The sequence below is a fragment of the Leifsonia sp. Y862 genome (assembly GCF_057669585.1).
This window is the reverse complement of the sequence record NZ_JBYHFR010000001.1, coordinates 770457-787472: the sequence shown is the minus strand read 5'-3', so window position 1 is coordinate 787472 and position 17016 is coordinate 770457. Positions and strand designations below refer to the sequence as shown.

At 64.3% G+C, this 17016-nt stretch carries 14 protein-coding genes; 1 reads left to right on the top strand and 13 read right to left on the bottom strand.

The genetic code is table 11. The features are described 5' to 3' along the window. Positions 1-26 precede the first annotated feature (26 nt). On the top strand, positions 27-716 hold the full coding sequence (locus AC25Z0_RS03715; protein ID WP_488118914.1) for a trimeric intracellular cation channel family protein: 690 nt from the start codon (positions 27-29) through the stop codon (positions 714-716). A 315-nt stretch (positions 717-1031) separates the two neighbouring features. Here the strand turns inward: AC25Z0_RS03715 and leuA are convergent, their stop codons facing one another. From leuA to hrcA, 13 genes are all read right to left on the bottom strand, one after another. Then, a complete protein-coding gene (gene leuA, locus AC25Z0_RS03710; protein ID WP_488132349.1) occupies positions 1032-2798 on the bottom strand; it encodes a 2-isopropylmalate synthase in 1767 nt (588 codons plus the stop codon). A gap of 188 nt (positions 2799-2986) precedes the next feature. Next, positions 2987-5626: a bifunctional lysylphosphatidylglycerol flippase/synthetase MprF gene (locus tag AC25Z0_RS03705; RefSeq protein ID WP_488132348.1), complete on the bottom strand. Its 2640-nt coding sequence runs from the start codon at positions 5624-5626 to the stop codon at positions 2987-2989. After that, positions 5623-6918, bottom strand: coding sequence for an alpha/beta hydrolase (locus AC25Z0_RS03700; protein ID WP_488118911.1), 1296 nt, complete (start codon positions 6916-6918; stop codon positions 5623-5625). Before AC25Z0_RS03700 ends, AC25Z0_RS03705 begins: the two co-directional genes overlap by 4 nt. A gap of 126 nt (positions 6919-7044) precedes the next feature. Further along, positions 7045-7737: a response regulator gene (locus AC25Z0_RS03695; protein WP_488118910.1), complete on the bottom strand. Its 693-nt coding sequence runs from the start codon at positions 7735-7737 to the stop codon at positions 7045-7047. Positions 7738-7751: 14 nt separating this feature from the next. After that, on the bottom strand, positions 7752-9596 hold the full coding sequence (locus AC25Z0_RS03690) for a sensor histidine kinase (protein WP_488132347.1): 1845 nt from the start codon (positions 9594-9596) through the stop codon (positions 7752-7754). Positions 9597-9761: 165 nt separating this feature from the next. Beyond that, positions 9762-10661, bottom strand: coding sequence for a GTPase Era (gene era / locus AC25Z0_RS03685; protein ID WP_488118908.1), 900 nt, complete (start codon positions 10659-10661; stop codon positions 9762-9764). Further along, positions 10654-11973, bottom strand: a complete 1320-nt coding sequence (locus tag AC25Z0_RS03680; RefSeq protein ID WP_488133109.1) for a hemolysin family protein — start codon at positions 11971-11973, stop codon at positions 10654-10656. The genes era and AC25Z0_RS03680 overlap by 8 nt, the downstream gene beginning before the upstream one ends. A 2-nt stretch (positions 11974-11975) precedes the next feature. Then, positions 11976-12437, bottom strand: coding sequence for an rRNA maturation RNase YbeY (gene ybeY / locus AC25Z0_RS03675; protein WP_488118906.1), 462 nt, complete (start codon positions 12435-12437; stop codon positions 11976-11978). Next, positions 12434-13450: a PhoH family protein gene (locus tag AC25Z0_RS03670; protein WP_488133108.1), complete on the bottom strand. Its 1017-nt coding sequence runs from the start codon at positions 13448-13450 to the stop codon at positions 12434-12436. Before AC25Z0_RS03670 ends, ybeY begins: the two co-directional genes overlap by 4 nt. Positions 13451-13568: 118 nt before the next feature. Further along, positions 13569-13949: a histidine triad nucleotide-binding protein gene (locus tag AC25Z0_RS03665; protein ID WP_488118905.1), complete on the bottom strand. Its 381-nt coding sequence runs from the start codon at positions 13947-13949 to the stop codon at positions 13569-13571. 20 nt (positions 13950-13969) lie between these two features. Further along, positions 13970-14749, bottom strand: a complete 780-nt coding sequence (locus AC25Z0_RS03660; RefSeq protein ID WP_488132346.1) for a 16S rRNA (uracil(1498)-N(3))-methyltransferase — start codon at positions 14747-14749, stop codon at positions 13970-13972. 6 nt (positions 14750-14755) lie between these two features. Further along, positions 14756-15865, bottom strand: coding sequence for a molecular chaperone DnaJ (gene dnaJ / locus AC25Z0_RS03655; protein WP_488118903.1), 1110 nt, complete (start codon positions 15863-15865; stop codon positions 14756-14758). Between the two features lie 47 nt (positions 15866-15912). Then, positions 15913-16935, bottom strand: a complete 1023-nt coding sequence (gene hrcA / locus AC25Z0_RS03650) for a heat-inducible transcriptional repressor HrcA (protein ID WP_488118902.1) — start codon at positions 16933-16935, stop codon at positions 15913-15915. Positions 16936-17016: the final 81 nt, after the last annotated feature.

Below are 17016 nucleotides of genomic sequence, written 5' to 3'. Positions count from 1 at the left end.
CACCCTTCGCGTGGTACTAGTAGTAGGTGACCGAGACGCTTTTCACCATCCCCCTCTGGATCGACCTCGTAGCAGTCGCGATCGGTGCCATCCAGGGTGCGATGTTCGCCGGTCGCTTCAAAGACAGGCGCTTCGACCTGCTCGGCATCGCCCTGATCGGGATCGTCGTCGGACTCGGCGGCGGTATTCTGCGTGACATCCTGCTGGGTATCAGCCCCGCTGCCCTGCAGTCGAACTGGTACCTGCCGGTTGCGACGGTGTTCGCGCTGCTCGGCATGCTGCTGCAGAGTGCGTTCGACCGACTGGGTCCGCTCATCATCGTGCTCGACGCCGTCACCATCGGCTTGTTCGGCGTCATCGGAACCACCAAGGCGCTCGCCTTCGGGCTGCCTGAAATACCGGCCATGTTCGTGGGTGTGGTCTCTGCTGTCGGCGGGTCGATCATCCGTGACGTCATGCTGAACATCCCGATCGCCGTCATGCACGTCGGCTCGCTCTATGCGGTCGCCGCCGGCGTTGGCTGCGGCTTGATGGTCGTCTTCATCCGATTCGGCGTGCCGGTCATTGTGGCGGCAGTCATCTGCACGCTGGCGACGACGGTCATCCGGATCCTGGCCGCCAAGTTCGGCTGGAGCCTGCCCCAGCAGCGCGCACTCGGCAGCTGGCCGCGCTGGCGGCGACCCGCGATTGTGCTGAGGCGCCGCAAGCACGACTAGCGGGCGTGCGGCGCCTACTCCTGCGGTGTCGCGCACCTCACCCAGCGGATGTCGCGAAAACCGGAAAGGTCGCCGCAGAGAGCGCGATCCGTCCTGTATTCGGTGACAGTTGCTCGATTCATCCTGTTTTCGCTACAGGTTGGGCCGCTGCCGGCGCGACGGGCGTAACCGGCGCCCTGAGGCAGTGGATGCGGCATCCGTTCACCGAGAATCGCCGCTACAACCGAGAATCGCCGTTGGAGCGGCGATTCTGGGCGGAAACGGCGATTCTCGGGTGTGACAGCTACAGGTGCGACGAATACAGGTGGCGACGAGCTAGGCGTTCGCGAACTCGCGGTCGCCCGTCTCAACGCGGATGCCACGGTTGACCGCTGAGACGACGGCCTTCAGCGACGCCGTCGAGATGTCGGCGTCGATGCCGACGCCCCAGTAGCGCTTGCCGTTGACGTCGAGGTCGACGTATGCAGCGGCGAACGCGTCGCCCCCGGCCGACATCGCGTGCTCAACGTAGTCGTAGAGCGTCACGTCGATACCGCGATCCGCCATCACGCTGAGGAATGCGGCGATAGGACCGTTGCCGGATGCCGTCGCGCCAGACACCGTGTCGCCGTCGCGCAGCTCGACCTCAAGGTTCACCGAACCAGCCAGGTCACTCGACGTGCGGGTGGAGAACAGCTCAAAGCGGCCCCACTTGGCTTCGGCGTTGTCGTGCTTGGCCGGCAGGTACTCGTCGTTGAAGATCTCCCAGATCTGCTCGCTGGTAACCTCGCCACCCTCGGCATCCGTTTTGGCCTGCACGACGCCGGAGAACTCAATCTGCAGCTTGCGCGGCAGGTCGAGGGCGTGGTCGGTCTTCAGCAGGTAGGCGACGCCGCCCTTGCCAGACTGTGAATTGACGCGGATGACAGCTTCGTAGCTGCGGCCAAGGTCCTTCGGGTCGATGGGCAGGTACGGCACAGCCCAGACCAGATCGTCGACGCTCTTACCTGCGGCCTCCGCCTCAACAGCCATGGCCTCGAAGCCCTTCTTGATGGCGTCCTGGTGCGAACCGCTGAATGCGGTGAAGACGAGGTCGCCGGCCCACGGGCTGCGCTCAGGAACGGGCAGCTGGTTGCAGTGCTCAGCGGTGCGCTTGACCTCGTCGATGTTGCTGAAGTCGATCTGCGGGTCGATGCCCTGCGTGAACAGGTTGATGCCGAGTGCGACCAGGTCGACGTTTCCGGTGCGCTCTCCGTTGCCGAAGAGGCAGCCTTCGATGCGGTCTGCGCCGGCCAGGTAGCCGAGCTCAGCTGCGGCGATGGCCGTGCCGCGGTCATTGTGCGGGTGCAGCGAGATGATGATGTTCTCGCGCTGGGCCAGGTTGCGACTCATCCACTCGATCGAGTCTGCGTAGATGTTCGGCGTCGACATTTCAACGGTGGACGGCAGGTTGATGATGACCTTGCGCTCCGGCGTCGGCTCGAAGATGGCAACGACCTGGTTGCAGATGTCGAGGGCGAACTCGAGCTCTGTGCCGGTGTAGCTCTCCGGCGAGTACTCGTAGTAGATCGCGGTGTCTGGCACCGTGGATTCCATCGAACGACAGATGCGGGCGCCGTTCAGGGCGAGGTCGATGATGCCCTGCTTGTCTTCGCGGAACACCACATCGCGCTGCAGCACGCTCGTCGAGTTGTAGAGGTGAACGATGGCCTGCTTGGCGCCGGCCAGCGATTCATACGTGCGCCGGATGAGGTGCTCACGCGCCTGCGTCAGCACCTGGATGGTGACGTCATCGGGGATGGCGTTCTCTTCGATGAGGCTGCGCACGAAATCGAAGTCCGTCTGGCTCGCCGACGGGAAGCCGACCTCGATCTCCTTGTAGCCCATGCGCACGAGCAGGTCGAACATGATGCGCTTGCGCTCTGGGCTCATCGGGTCGATGAGTGCCTGGTTGCCATCACGCAGGTCGACGGCGCACCAGCGCGGCGCGACAGTGATGCGGTTGTCTGGCCACGTGCGATCCGGCAGGTTGACACGGAACTGCTCGTGGTACGGACGGTACTTGTGCACGGGCATTGCCGATGCAGACTGGTTGTTTTTCATAATCTGGAATCTCCTCGCGAATGGTGATGAGCCAACGACAAACTCCGCGACGAGGGAGGCCTCAGATTAGGACTCGTCGCGGCAGCTAAGGAGAAGCGCACCGAACAACACAGATTCAGGCTAGCACCGTTTATCGCAGATCGTTTCACGAATCAACGGATGCCGGTCGATCCTCTGGCCGGGAGGGGTCACCGGCGTTCACGCACAACGGTGAGCACATCCCGCACCGATGCCGACGGCAGGTATGCCCTGGCCAGGGCGAGGCCGATCGCCGGGAGCGCGATCGGGTCGGGGTAGGCCAGAAACAGCGGCTGGAATTCCGGCTGGAATTTGCGTTTGAATGCCAGAAGCGATCGAAAGCCGTACACCGGCTCGAGAGCCGCGCCCAGGAAGGCCAGGATTCGGTTCAGGAAACCGCTGTCGCCGGCCGCGGTGTCTACGCTCCCGTCTGAGCCTCGGTCCGTCACCGTCTGTGCGAGCGGGGCGGCGGAGAGACTGAGGAACTCGATCTCGGGCTGTTCCCGCAGCATGGTCGCCGTCTGCGCGATGAGAAACTCCATCACGCCATTCACGCCGTCTGGCCTGCGACGCATGAAGTCAAGCGTCCAGCCAATCACGACGCCGTTGCGATAGGTCGGCAGCCAGCTGGTGACGGCGTGCACATGGGAGCCACCATCGATGGCGAGCATGAGTCGCACAGCGGGGTCCGTGAGCTCTGGCAGTCCCCCGAGAGTGAAGCCGAGTTCCGGCAGGTCCTTCTCCTGCACCCATTGCTCCGAGATCTCGGCAATCTGCGCGGCACCGCCGGCTGGGAGTTCGTCGTAGCTCGACCAGATCGCTCTGACCCCTGCGCGATGGGCCCTGTTGATCGATGAGCGGATGTCTTGCCACTTCTTTCCCGTCGTCTCCCATGATCCGGGCCGCAACACCGTCTCTTCCGCGACGGTCATGCTCTGCCAGCCCATGTTCACAAAAACCGGCACCCACCGGGCATGCACGCTGTAGAAGACAGGAATCCAGCCGCGGTCGTCACACATGACGGCAAAATCGGCCACGGCCTTGACCGCTTCGCTGCCCACATCGTCGATCACCCCGCCGTCCGCCCCGCCGTCCACCTCACCAGCGCGACTGTCGGCATCCGTTTCACCGATCGGATCGGCGGTCGTGATGGCAATGCCGTTCACGACGCGGTAGGCGATCGCGATGGTTCCCGCATCGTTGAACCACACGGTATTACCGTCCCACGTCGACATGAACGACAGCGATTCACCCCCGCTTCGTTCCAGCAGGGCACGAAGGCGCGCCTCGTCATCCGCCAGCGCGGGGTCCTGGGAACCTCGCAGGCACACGATGGCACCTGCGATCGCGATGATCCAGAACAGCGGCCCCACCCACTGATACAGCGCCGTCGTGAGCGGATCGGTTGGCAGGAACGCAACCCGCTCCAGCCGAAGGAACCCGACGGGAATGAATCGTTCTGGGATGTCGGTGATGAGCTCCCCCAGCGTGACCGCGGGGCTGAAACTGCCGCGCAGCAGCCAGCCGACTCCGACGTACAGCCCAGCCAGGGCGGCAAAACTCACGACCGTCGTGACGACAAAGCGCCTCAGCCGGCGCGGCGTGACCTTCACGGGAAAGTGACGCAGGTTGCCCAGGATGATCATGGCCGTCGCGAGCGGGACAAGTATTGACACCAGTAGCATGAGCGCGATCTCCCAGTACGGGGTCGCATGCCAGTGCCAGACAAACGGTTGACCGGAAGTCGGCAGGACTCCGTAGTACCAGGCGCCGAGGGCCGCCAGGCCGAGATTGACTGCAATGGCGAGCCACGCCGCAAATCGCTTGCCGCGCGCCAGCCCGAATGACGCGACGAGCAAGAGGATCAAGGGAAGCAGGCCTACCAGAAGCGGGCCGATCCCATCCACTCTCTCCAGGGTGAGCTCGTGCACGCACTGCCGGGTGATGTTGCCGACCAGGCACCGGTCTGCGACATCCGCCGCATCCGGGATGTTGTGGGTGAACAGTGTGCCAAGCGGTGCCAGAATGCCGAATCGTCCGCCCGAGACCAGCGATGCCACTGGTCCGACAGCCAGCACGCCGACCACGACTGCGAGCAGTGTCCGCGACTCATGGTCTGAGCTGCGGTGCCAGGTGAAATGGAACTGTACCGGCCGGAAAGCGAGGCCAAGCGCGAGCCCCGCACCGGCGGCAATCAGCCGATACACGTCGGACGGCTGTCCGGAATAGAGCAGCAGAGTCAGCAGCACCGTCAGGGTCACCACGCGTATTCGGCGCTTCCACAGTGGACTCGCGAACCAGCTGGCTGCCATGATGCAGCCGGCCATGGGGGTGAACGGGTCGAACGTGAAGAGTTCACGCACGCCGCGCGACCACATCTCACCGTCGGCGACACCCAGAGCCTGGACCAGGATTCCGAGCCCAGGGCCGACGAGGCTTGTCACGACGAAGGCTGTCGCCACGCGCCAGGTCCCCACGAGGCGTTCAGCGTAACCGAGGACGATGATCGCCCCCAGAAGCGCCAAGACGAGATCTAGGCCATTGTCCACACCGAACACGCTCGTGAATGGCGACCACCAACGGCCATGACCTACAACGGAGTCGTAGCCGGTTCCGAGAGCACCCCTGATGGATTGGCGCATTCCGAACAGGGGGCCTGCGACACACGCAACAACCAGGACGGCGGCTGCGTAACCCACTGAGAACGGCTGAGTTGCAAGAAATGAGACCAGGGCGCGGGCCCGCAGTCGCGGTCCGCGCTCTGGGCTGTATGTGGGCTGCGAACTGGTTGCAGCTTCGGCCGAACTCATGTTGCTCCCCCTATTCCTCCCCTGACCGCGATGAGCTGCAGGGCCTGTTTCCAGCCGTACTGCACGGTGTGCCAGTCATGGGCCGTTCCGGGGGATACGAAGACGTGGGTGGTCGCCCCGGCTGCACGTGCTGCTGCAGAGAGAGTCGTAGCCCACGGGAGATAGCGCGAATCGTCAGCTCCCACCGCAAAGATCGTCATCAGGTCCGCATACGGCGCGTGGGCGGAGAGGATCGCGGCCGGCGCCGCGGCGGCGTAGGCGTCGGCGCTGCCGGCGAACCCCGTCGCGATCGTGTTCTCCTGGGTACCGTTCGCCGGTACCAGCTCCCCCGAAATATCGAGGATGCTTCCAAATAGCTCAGGGTGCGCAGCTCCGAGTTGCACTGAGCACGTTCCACCCTGCGAAAAACCCGCGATCGTCCAGCCGTGTGCGTCAGCGACGACAGGGAGATGCGCCCTGATCCAGTTGGGGACGTCAACGGTGAGATAGGTCGCCGAGTTCCCGAGCGCCGAATCAACACACATCGGGTTCTTGTCGGCCGCGCCCAGTTGATCTGGCACAACGACAATCGGTGCCTGTCCGGCGTGGGTCCCTGCGAACGAGTCGAGGATCGCTGCGAGGCCCCCTGCTGTGAACACGTCTGCAGGGCTTCCCGGCTGACCAGAGAGCATCACAACAACGGGCAGCGGAGGCGGGTTGTGCACACGTGCCGCCGGTGGCAGGTAGATCAGAGCGTCGCGCGCCGTGAAACCCGAGTCGGTGGCAGGGATCGGCACGGTCCCAACTACCCCATGTGCAGAGTCGGGGGTGCCGCCGGCGGCGCTAAACCCCACGCCAGGGTCCGACAGGGCAGCTTCGAGAGGCTGGTAGGCCGGGAGACCAAGTGCTGTGCGAAGCGTTGGGAACTGGCCGAAGTCCACATTCACGCCGGCAGCTGCCGTCACGATGACCAGCGGGATGGCGACCACTGCAAGAATGCGCAGCCCCCAGTGGCCGACTATCGCAGCAAGAGTGACCAATCCAAGGCCAGCAAAGCCAGCGGCGACCCAGAGCCGCGTCACGGGTGTCAGCGACACCCCGAAGACATCCCAGACATCGTCCACCAGCCAGCACACGGCGTACCCGAGCGCGCCGGAGAGCAGAGCGACGGACACGCCGATGAGCACCATTCGCCTGTGCCCGCGTCGCGCCAGCCCCACGAACAGCGCAAGTACAACGACACCCGCACAGCTGTACAGAACAGCCGGCAACGGGCCGTCCACGATACTCACGTCGAGCAGCGAATCGGTCATCTGCGTCCTCCTCGACCACTCTCACACCTGGAGGTGAAAGCGGCCGTTGGGAACGCGTGTTCTGAGTGAGCCTTCAGCCCGCAGGCTGCTCACTCACAGCGGTCATTCGGCGCGGGGTGAGGTTGCCTACTCTGTAAGGCGGTGTTCGAACGCGAAGACGACGAGCTGCACTCGATCGCGGAGCGACAGCTTCGCCAGGATACGGCTGATGTGGGTCTTCACCGTCGCCTCAGAGAGGAACTCGGCGGCAGCGATCTCGCCGTTGCTGAGTCCCCTGGCAGCCAGCACAAAGATCTCGCGTTCACGAGCGGTGAGGGTGCCGAACGATTCCGGTACCTCAGGTGCTGCCGACTGTCGTGCGTCGAAGTGCTGGAACAGCTCACGGGTGGCGGAGGCCGCGATCACGGCGCTACCGGAGTGCACCGTGCGGATGGCAGCCAGCAGGAACTCAGGGTCTGCGTCCTTCAGTACGAAACCACTGGCCCCGCCCCTGATCGCCCTGGTCGCGCTCTCGTCAAGGTCGAAGGTCGTGAGCACAATGATGCGCGGCGCGTCGCCCGCACGGCCTTCCGCAGATGCCACAATCTGGCGGGTCGCTTCGATCCCGTCCATGACCGGCATTCGGATGTCCATCAGGATCACGTCTGGATGGGTCAGGGCGGCCATGCTCACCCCCTCTGCGCCGTTGCCGGCTTCACCGACGAACTCGAGGTCGGCCTGCGACGAGATGAGCATGCGGATGCCGGCACGAAACAGCGACTGGTCATCGACGAGGGCGACCCTGATGCGCTGGGGAGGGGTCGGTATTTCTGAGTTCATGGATTCCCGATCTGTCATGAGTGCTGCAGCCGCCCTGCCGGTATGCGCGCGGTCACGGTGAAGCGGCCGCCCTGCGCGTCGGTGTGCAGGGTTCCCCCGGCCAGAAGTGCGCGCTCACGCATGCCGGGGAGGCCGTGACCAACGCTCCCCGCCACCGTGGCGGTAGCCGTTGAGCTGTCACGAATCGCGTTCGACACGGTGACGCTCACACCCTCAGCGTCCCAATCGATGCAGAGGCTCACCTCGCCGCCAGGTTCACCATGGCGCAACGCGTTGGTCAGCGCCTCCTGGATGATCCGGTAGGTCGCCAGTTGGGCGCCGGAGCCCAGGGCGAGCACATCGCCGGTGACACTCCAGGTGATGACGAGACCGGCACTCCGCATCTGGTCGACGAGGCGGTCGAGGTCGGCCAACATGGGCTGCGGCCCAACGGCCTCGTCTTGCCTCAGCTGCGCCAGCAACAGCCGCACGTCGCCGAGGGCTTCCCGTGCGGTGCTTGAGATGGTGATGAGAGCGGCGTCGACGGCGGTGGGGTCGCTCGCCCGTGCATAGCGGGCGCCATCCGCTTGGGCAATGACGACAGCGAGAGAATGCGCGACGACGTCGTGCATGTCGCGGGCGATGCGGTTACGTTCCTGTTCGACGACAATCGTGCGTTCGGCGAGCTTCTGCTCCTGGAGCGCGACCGATGCCAGCCGTTTGCTGGCGCGCGCCGTCTGCCAGGTGCGAACCAGCAGTCCGAGCGTCCACGCGAGGCCCAGTACGCCGATGGATGCGATGAGGGTGGCCACGAGTTGGAGAACGCCACCAGCGATGTCAACCGCCGCACCGATGCCGCCTGGGTTCAGCAGGCTCCCCGACCGGAGCGACACGTAGCCTGTCGCCAGGAGCGCACCAACGCCAACGGATGCCAGGCCAGCCCATTTGGTGATGCGGCCGCCATACGCGGCGCTGGCAAAGAGCACGATCAGGATTGCAAAGTCTGCGGTGAGAACGTCGAGGCCGCACAGCATCTGCAGGATGGCTGCAACCCACGCCACCGTGAGCGAGACACCGGGTGCAAACCGACGGGAGGCGACGGCCACTGCCAGCGTGAGCAGAACGATAGTGCCCTGCACCGATGACCCGCTCGATGTCACCATGTCGAGCGCCACGAAGACCACCGCTATCGTGACGTCGACCATGAACTGCCGCGGGGTGAGTTCGCGTATGAAGCGGGATGACGCAATGACCGCTCGATCGTTGACCCCGTCACCGGTACCGAGCAGCCACGCCTCCACGGCGCTCTGCGACACGTGGCCGTTCAGGGCGCGGCGTCGGAGCAGGAGTCCGATCGCCCACGAGCCGCACAGCACTCCCGCCACCAGCTGAGCGCAGCCCAGGAACAGTGCCAGCTCACTCACTGCTCCGCTGATGCCCGGCATGAACCCGGAACCGGTCGATCCACCCAAGGGCAGGACCGTGACCGACACGATGATCGAGACGACGACGGCACCCGTGAGCCCGATCCAGCGGGACGTCCGACTGCCGTAGGCACTGGCGGCGAAGAAGACGACGGCGCTGGCGACAACCAATGCGCCGCTCCCCAGCGCCCCGGCATCCGCTGAGCCGGAAAAGAGCACCATGAGGGCGAGGACACCTGACGCGAGAGCGCCGCCTGGGCTGACGCGCGACACGGCGATCGCCATCGTCAGGAGCAGGACCCCGCTGGTCTCTGCGAGGGTACCCGTCAGTGCCGCCAGGATCAGCCAGAGCACGAAGAACACCAGGCCGAGCGCCGGCTCGAGCAACCAGCGAGAGCGTTGGGCGTTGCCGGGCACACTCCACCATCGACGCAGTGAATCAGTCAGGCCAGGCACCGTTCTACAGTAGGCCGAGATCATGGGGAGTTGCCGACCCTGCCGCTCATCTCCATCGCGCGGCGACTGAAATCATCCTCTGGGTGTACGCCAGAGGACCCATGCGTTTGAACGCATGGATCCTCTGGTGTGCTGGTGGTGATGAGCCGTTAGAAGCCCAACCCGTTAGAAGCCCAGGCGGCCCAGCTGCTTCGGGTCGCGCTGCCATTCCTTGGCCACCTTCACGCGAAGGGACAGGAAGACGCGCTTGCCGACGAGCGGTTCGATCTGCTTGCGGGCACGCATACCGACGTCCTTCAGGCGGCTGCCCGACTTGCCGATGATGATGCCCTTCTGGCTGTCGCGCTCGACGAAGAGGTTCGCGTAGATCTCAACGAGGTCCTGGTCGTCGCGCTCGATCATGTCGTCGATCGTCACGGCGATGGAGTGCGGCAATTCATCGGTGACACCCTCGAGTGCAGCCTCACGGATGTACTCGGAGATGCGGGATTCCAGACTCTCGTCGGTGATGGCATCCGCTGGGTACAACGGAGCTTCGGACTTCGGCAGCAGGCGCAGCAGCTCACCGGCGAGGGTGTCGAGCTGGATGTGGCTGGTGGACGAGATCGGCACGATGGCCTCCCAGTCGCGCAGCTGCGAAACGGCAAGCAGCTGGGCGGCAACACTCGTCTTTGAGGCGGCATCGATCTTGGTGACGATCGCCACCTTCTTGGCGCGCGGGAACGCGTCGAGCTGCTCGTTGATGAATTTGTCGCCCGGGCCGATCGGCTCGTTGGCCGGGATGCACAGTCCGATCACGTCGACGTCGCCGAGCGTGGCCTGCACCAGGCTGTTGAGGCGCTCCCCCAGCAGGGTGCGCGGGCGGTGGATGCCGGGGGTGTCGACCAGGATCAACTGGCCGTTCTTCTGGTGAACGATTCCTCGAATCGCACGCCTGGTGGTCTGCGGCTTCGACGAGGTGATCGCAACTTTTTCCCCCACCAGTGCGTTGGTAAGGGTGGATTTGCCCACGTTGGGGCGCCCCACGAATGATACGAATCCTGCTCGGTAGTCATCGTTAGCCACGACCATGTGCTCCTTCTTCTTCAGGCTCTGTGACAAACGCGGTTTGCGCGTCGATCAAGGCCTTGTCACGCTCCACCAGCACCGTGCTGATGTGTTTTCGCCGACCCTCTGTTCGTTCGGCAGTCAAAACCAGTCCGCTCACGGTGGCAATCGAACCAGCTACTGGCAGTCGACCCAATGCCTTGGCGAGCAATCCCCCCACGGAATCCACGTCATCGTCTTCCAGTTCAAGGCCGAAGAGCTCCCCCAGCTCATCGACGGGAAGACGGGCGCTGACCCGGTAATGCCCGGATCCAAGCTCCTCGACCTCCACGACATCGCGGTCGTACTCGTCCGAAATGTCACCGACGAGCTCTTCGATCAAGTCTTCCAGGCTGACGAGGCCGGCAATACCGCCGTACTCGTCGACGACCATGGCCAAGTGGTTGGACTCCAGCTGCATCTGCCGCAGCAGAGCGTCTGCCTTCTTCGATTCGGGCACGAAGACCGCTGGACGTGCCAATTCGGCCACCGTGAGCGAATCGACGTTGTCAGGGCGTTCGTAAATGAGCCTGGCGACGTCCCTGAGGTACAGGATGCCGGTGACGTCATCGACTTCACCGTCGACGACGGGCACCCGGGAGAAGCCCTTGCTCAGGAACAAACCCATGCCGGCGCCCACCGACGTATCCGCGTCGATCGTGACCATGTCTGTGCGCGGGATCATGACCTCGCGCACCACTGTCTCGTTGAACTCGAAAATCGAGTGGATGAGTTCACGATCGTCTTCTTCGAGGACGTCGAGTTCTGTGGCCTCGTCGACCATGCTGAGCAGCTGGTCTTCAGAGGTGAAGGTGTTCAGGCGGCCGCGCCCTGGCGTCACCCGGTTGCCGAGCGAGACGAGGGCGTTGGCGATGGGGCCGAGCAGCACACGCAGGAAGTGCACGAGCGGGGCAGTGGCCGTCACCAGGCCGGCCGGATGCGCGCGGCCAACGCTGCGAGGGCTCGCGCCGACAAGCACGAACGACACACCCGTCATGATCAGCGCTGAGAGCAACAGAGCGAGCCAGATTTGATCGATCGTCGTGGCGAACACCAGGGTCACGAGAACGGCCGCGGTGGTCTCTGCGATGATTCGCATGAAGTTGAGGGCGTTCAGGTGCGCGCCCGTTTCACCGGCGATCGCCAGGAGTGAGCGCTTCGCTCGGGAGTCCTCTGCGAGCTCGATGATGTCTGCCCTGGATTGGGCCGTGATGGCAGCGTCGACTGCCGCCATCAGCCCGCCGAAGGCGACGAGGATGATGGCGAGAGCGACGAACCAGCCGATGAACATGATCAAACGCGCTTTTCCTGCAGGTTGAAGGCCAGGAGGATGTCGCGCTGAATGCCGAACATCTCCTTCTCTTCGTCTGGCTCTGCGTGGTCGAAGCCCAGCAGGTGCAGGATGCCGTGGGTCGTGAGCAACAACAGTTCATCGAGGGTGCTGTGGTTGGCCGCAATGGCCTGTTCCTCTGCGACCTGCGGGCACAGCACGATGTCGCCGAGCAGCCCTGGGGGCGTCTCAACTTCTGCGGTGCCAGGACGCAGCTCGTCCATGGGGAAGCTCAGGACGTCGGTGGGGCCCGGCTCATCCATCCACTGCACGTGCAGCTGCTCCATGGCGCCCTCGTCCACCAGGACGATGGCCAGGTCGGCATCCGCGTGCACGTGCATCGCATCGAGTGCGAATGCGGCCAACCGCAGGATGGCGGCCTCGTCGACGGGAATCGCCGACTCGTTGTTGATTTCGATGCTCAACTCTGTCTCCGTTTCGGGATGCGATCGCGCACAGAACCGGAGCGACGCTCGGCTCGGTTGGCGAATTCGCGGGCTTGTTCGCTTTCGTAGCGCTGCGCCTGCTTGTGGGCGTCGTACTCGGTGTACGCATCGACGATGCGGCCAACGAGCGAGTGACGCACAACGTCAGCACTGGTCAGGCGGGAAAAATGGATGTCATCAATGTGGTCGAGGACCCGGGTCACGAGACGCAGGCCGCTGGATCCGGCCGGAAGATCGACCTGCGTGATGTCGCCGGTGACGACCATCTTCGACCCGAACCCGAGGCGGGTGAGGAACATCTTCATCTGCTCTGGCGTGGTGTTCTGCGCTTCATCGAGCACGACGAACGACGAGTTCAGGGTGCGTCCACGCATGTAGGCCAGCGGGGCGACCTCGATGGTTCCTGCCGCGAGAAGCTTGGGAACCAGCTCAGGGTCCATCATCTCGTTCAGTGCGTCGTAGAGGGGGCGCAGATACGGGTCGATCTTGTCGGTGAGGGTTCCTGGCAGGAATCCGAGTCGCTCGCCGGCCTCGACGGCCGGGCGGGTGAGGATGATGCGTTCGACTTCTTTGCGCTGCAGCGCCTGGACGGCCTTGGCCATCGCGAGGTACGTCTTGCCGGTTCCGGCCGGTCCGATGCCGAACACGATCGTGTGCTCGTCCATCGCGTCGACATAGTCCTTCTGGCCCAGGGTCTTTGGGCGGATGCTCTTGCCGCGCGACGTGAGAATCGCCTGGCCGAGCATCTCTGACGGGCTGCGTGTGCTGTCGTCGTTCAAGATCTTCGCCGAGGTCGTCACGTCGTTCTCCCCGAGGTCCTGGCCGTTGTGGATCATCAACTGCAACTCCTCCATCAGGCGCCTGACGGCTTCCACCTGGACGGCGGGGCCGGTCAGCGTGATTTCGTTACCGCGCACATGCACGCTCACGCTGGGGTACTGCTTTTCGATGGTGGTCAGGAACCTGTCCTGTGGCCCGAGGAGGCGCACCATGGCGATACCGTCAATGTGGATTCGTGCCTCGGCCACATCCCCGGGCGCCGGGTTCCCGACCGCCGGGTTCACCGGCCCCGGATTCACTGCCGGATCCGCGTTCACGCCCGGCCCCTCGTTAGCGTCCGCCAAGGGATCCCTCCGCGAGGTGGCCGCCGAGCAGGTGCGCGTGCACGTGGAATACCGTCTGACCGGCATCCGCCCCGGTATTGAACACCAGGCGGAACTGTCCGTTCGTGCGTTCGACAGCGATCTCGTTCGCGACAGCGACGAGTTCGGCAAGCAGTGCAGGATCACCGGCGGCAAGCTCAGCCACGTTTCGGTATGCCTCCGTCTTCACCGTGATCACGATGTGTACGGGGGCCTGTGGGGCGATGTCCTCGAACGCGATGACGCGATCGGTTTCGGCCACAATGGTGGCCGGGATCTCGCGCGCGATGATGCGGCTGAAGATCGACGGTGCTGCACTCTCGGTATGGCCCGCGCTTGAAGAAGACATATCTCTATCTTAAGCGGCGCTTACCAACGGTGAAGCGTTGCGTTCAGGATCGCCAGGGCGGCCGGCCCGGCCGTCGACGTGCGGAGGACTGTCTCGCCCAGACGAACCTGGGTTGCCCCTGCCGCCTCGAGCATCGACAGCTCAGAGGGGGCGATGCCGCCCTCTGGGCCGACGACGAGCACGATGTCCCTGTCGTCGGGTGCACTGTCGTCACGTGCACTGTCGTCACTGGCACTGTCGTCGACGGTGAATTCGGTGAGTCGGAGTGACGCGGTCGGCTCCAGCAGCAGCATCCGCGTCTCGGCCGCGAGTTTCACCAACTGTTTGGTCGTCACGAGGTCGGCGACATCAGGCAGCCACGGGCGAATCGACTGCTTGCTCGCCTCGCGCACAATGGCAGCCCAGCGTTCCCTGCCCTTGGCGACCTTCGCGCCGTCCCAGCGCGAGATTGAGCGGGCGGCTGCCCACGGAATGACCCCGTCGACACCGAGCTCTGTCGCCGCCTGGATGGCCAGTTCGTCACGGTCACCCTTGGCGAGGGCCTGCACCAAACGGATGCGAGGGGTCGCCGCCGCGTGCAGCGTCGCTTCGTCGACGCGCAGCGTCAGCTCGCCGGACTCCGCCGTGACCACGGTGCCGGAGAGCACCAGGCCATGACCGTTTCCGAGCAGCAGCGACTCGCCGGGGCGAACCCGGCTGACCGTCACCGCGTGCTTGGCTTCGCTGCCGCCGATGCGCACAATGGCACCGGCGGAACAGTCTTCAGGGCGCAGCGATTCGTCCAGGTAGAAATGGGCCATCAGGATCTAGCCGAGGAAGCGATCGCGCAGCTTGGAGAACAGGCCCTGCTGGAACTGGCTGAGCTCTGGGGCGTGCCCCTTGTGCCTGGCCGCGAACTGCTGGATGAGTTCCTTCTCCTTGTGATCGAGCTTCGTCGGGGTGACGACCTGGATGCCGATCTTCAGGTCTCCTCGGCCGCTGCCGCGCAGCTTGGTGATGCCGCGGTCCTTGATGGTGAGGATCTCGGCGCTCTGGGTGCCGGGCTTCAGGTCGATCTCGATGTCGCCGTCGAGACCCTTGAGCGTCGTGGTCGTGCCGAGGATGGCATCCGCCATTTGCACTTCGAGCGTGCAGAGCAGGTCGTCGCCGTTGCGGCTGAAGATGTCGTGGTGACGTACCTTCATCTCGAGGTACAGGTCACCGTTCGGGCCGCCAGCGGGGCCGGCCTCTCCACTGCCTGGCATCTGCAGGCGGAGACCGGTGTCGACGCCGGCGGGGATGTCGACGGCCACGGTGCGACGGGCGCGAACACGGCCCTGTCCCTGGCAGGTGACGCACGGCGTTGCGATGATGGTGCCGTAGCCGCGGCAGGTGCCACAGGGGCTTGACGTCATCACGTTGCCGAGCAGGGAGCGCACTGCGCGCTGGATGCTTCCGGTGCCGTGGCAGATGTCGCAGGTGACGGGCGACGTGCCCGGCTGGCAGCAGCTGCCGTTGCAGGTCTCACAGACGATGGCCGTGTCGACCTCGAGGTCGCGGTGCGTGCCGAAGATGACCTCTTCGAGGTCAACCTCGACGCGGATGAGTGCATCCTGGCCGCGTTCACGACGTGAGCGGGGTCCGCGACTGCCGCCGCCACCGCCGCCACCGAAGAACGTCTCGAAGATGTCGCCGAAGTTTCCGAAGTTGCCGCCGTCGAATCCGCCACCGCCCTGGCCGCCCATGTCATATTGCTGGCGCTGCTTCGGGTCGCTCAGGACGTCGTAGGCGTGCGTGACGAGTTTGAACTGTTCCGATGCTTCAGCACCAGGATTCACATCGGGGTGGAGCTGCCTGGCAAGGCGACGGTACGCCTTCTTGATCTCATCGATCGTTGCGTCTTTGGAAACGCCCAGGACTTCGTAGTGGTCAGCCAAAAGCGGCTCTCCTTGTTGATCTGTGTGCGGGAAAGTGGATATAAAAGCTAGTTCTCACCGAGATGACGGGAGAGGTATCTGGCAACAGCGCGTACCGCAGCCATGTTGTTCGAGTAGTCCATGCGAGTCGGACCGAGCACACCCAGCCTGGCCAGGTCGCCGCCGGCTGAGGTGTATCCACTGGTGAGAACGGATGTCTCCCCCAGCCCGAATGACGCATTCTCACGTCCGATGCTCACCGAGACACCGTGCTGGTCGGCCACCATCTCACCGAAGAGGCGAAGCAGGACAACCTGCTCCTCAATCGCTTCGAGCACGGGGTAGATACTGCCACTGAAGTCTTCCTCAGTGCGCACCAGGTTCGCAGCTCCTGCCATCACCAGGCGGTCGTGGCGGTTCGCCCCGACCTGTTCGATGAGGGTGGACACGATCACGCCGAGCAGATCGGCTTCTACGGCAGGGCCGAAGTCGCCGGCATCCGTCAGCGTTTTGGCTGCCTCTGTCATGGTCGACCCACCGACAGACTGGTTGAGCCGGGCACGGATCGAGGCAAGCTGCTGCTCATCGACAGCACGGGGCAGGTCGATGACGCGCTGTTCAACCCGACCGGAGTCGGTGATCAGCACGGACAACACTCGGTGATCGGTCAGCGGCACGAGTTCGACGTGGCGAACGCGGGCGCGGGACAGCGACGGGTACTGCACGAGGGCGACCTGCTTCGTCAGCTGTGACAAAAGTCGCACGCTGCGAGCCAGGACCTCGTCGAGGTCGGAGGACTGACCGAGGAAGGTTTCGATCGCCTGGCGCGCAGCTGGAGTCAGCGGGCGCACATTGGCGAGGTGATCGACGAACAGCCGGTATCCCTTGTCGGTGGGGATGCGCCCCGACGAGGTGTGCGGTGCGGCGATCAGTTCTTCTTCTTCGAGCAGGGCCATGTCATTGCGAATTGTCGCGGCCGAGACGCCAAAGGAGTGCCTGTCGACGATCGATTTCGATCCGACCGGCTCGCGGGAGGCGACGTAGTCCTGAACAATGACGCGCAAGACTTCAAGGCTGCGTTCGGAAACCATGCTGTTACAGTCCCCTCTTCACTCGGCGTTCACGTCGGCGCTCGCATACTCTTCGCGTTAGCACTCGCATTGACTGAGTGC

What these genes read in the sequence shown, in the direction of transcription:
- leuA (WP_488132349.1), bottom strand. Translation starts at nt 2,798, where the DNA reads ATGAAAAACAACCAGTCTGCATCGGCAATGCCCGTGCACAAGTACCGT.
- AC25Z0_RS03705 (WP_488132348.1), bottom strand. Translation starts at nt 5,626, where the DNA reads ATGAGTTCGGCCGAAGCTGCAACCAGTTCGCAGCCCACATACAGCCCA.
- AC25Z0_RS03700 (WP_488118911.1), bottom strand. Translation starts at nt 6,918, where the DNA reads ATGACCGATTCGCTGCTCGACGTGAGTATCGTGGACGGCCCGTTGCCG.
- AC25Z0_RS03695 (WP_488118910.1), bottom strand. Translation starts at nt 7,737, where the DNA reads ATGAACTCAGAAATACCGACCCCTCCCCAGCGCATCAGGGTCGCCCTC.
- AC25Z0_RS03680 (WP_488133109.1), bottom strand. Translation starts at nt 11,973, where the DNA reads ATGTTCATCGGCTGGTTCGTCGCTCTCGCCATCATCCTCGTCGCCTTC.
- AC25Z0_RS03670 (WP_488133108.1), bottom strand. Translation starts at nt 13,450, where the DNA reads ATGGTGCGCCTCCTCGGGCCACAGGACAGGTTCCTGACCACCATCGAA.
- AC25Z0_RS03665 (WP_488118905.1), bottom strand. Translation starts at nt 13,949, where the DNA reads ATGTCTTCTTCAAGCGCGGGCCATACCGAGAGTGCAGCACCGTCGATC.
- AC25Z0_RS03660 (WP_488132346.1), bottom strand. Translation starts at nt 14,749, where the DNA reads ATGGCCCATTTCTACCTGGACGAATCGCTGCGCCCTGAAGACTGTTCC.
- hrcA (WP_488118902.1), bottom strand. Translation starts at nt 16,935, where the DNA reads ATGGTTTCCGAACGCAGCCTTGAAGTCTTGCGCGTCATTGTTCAGGAC.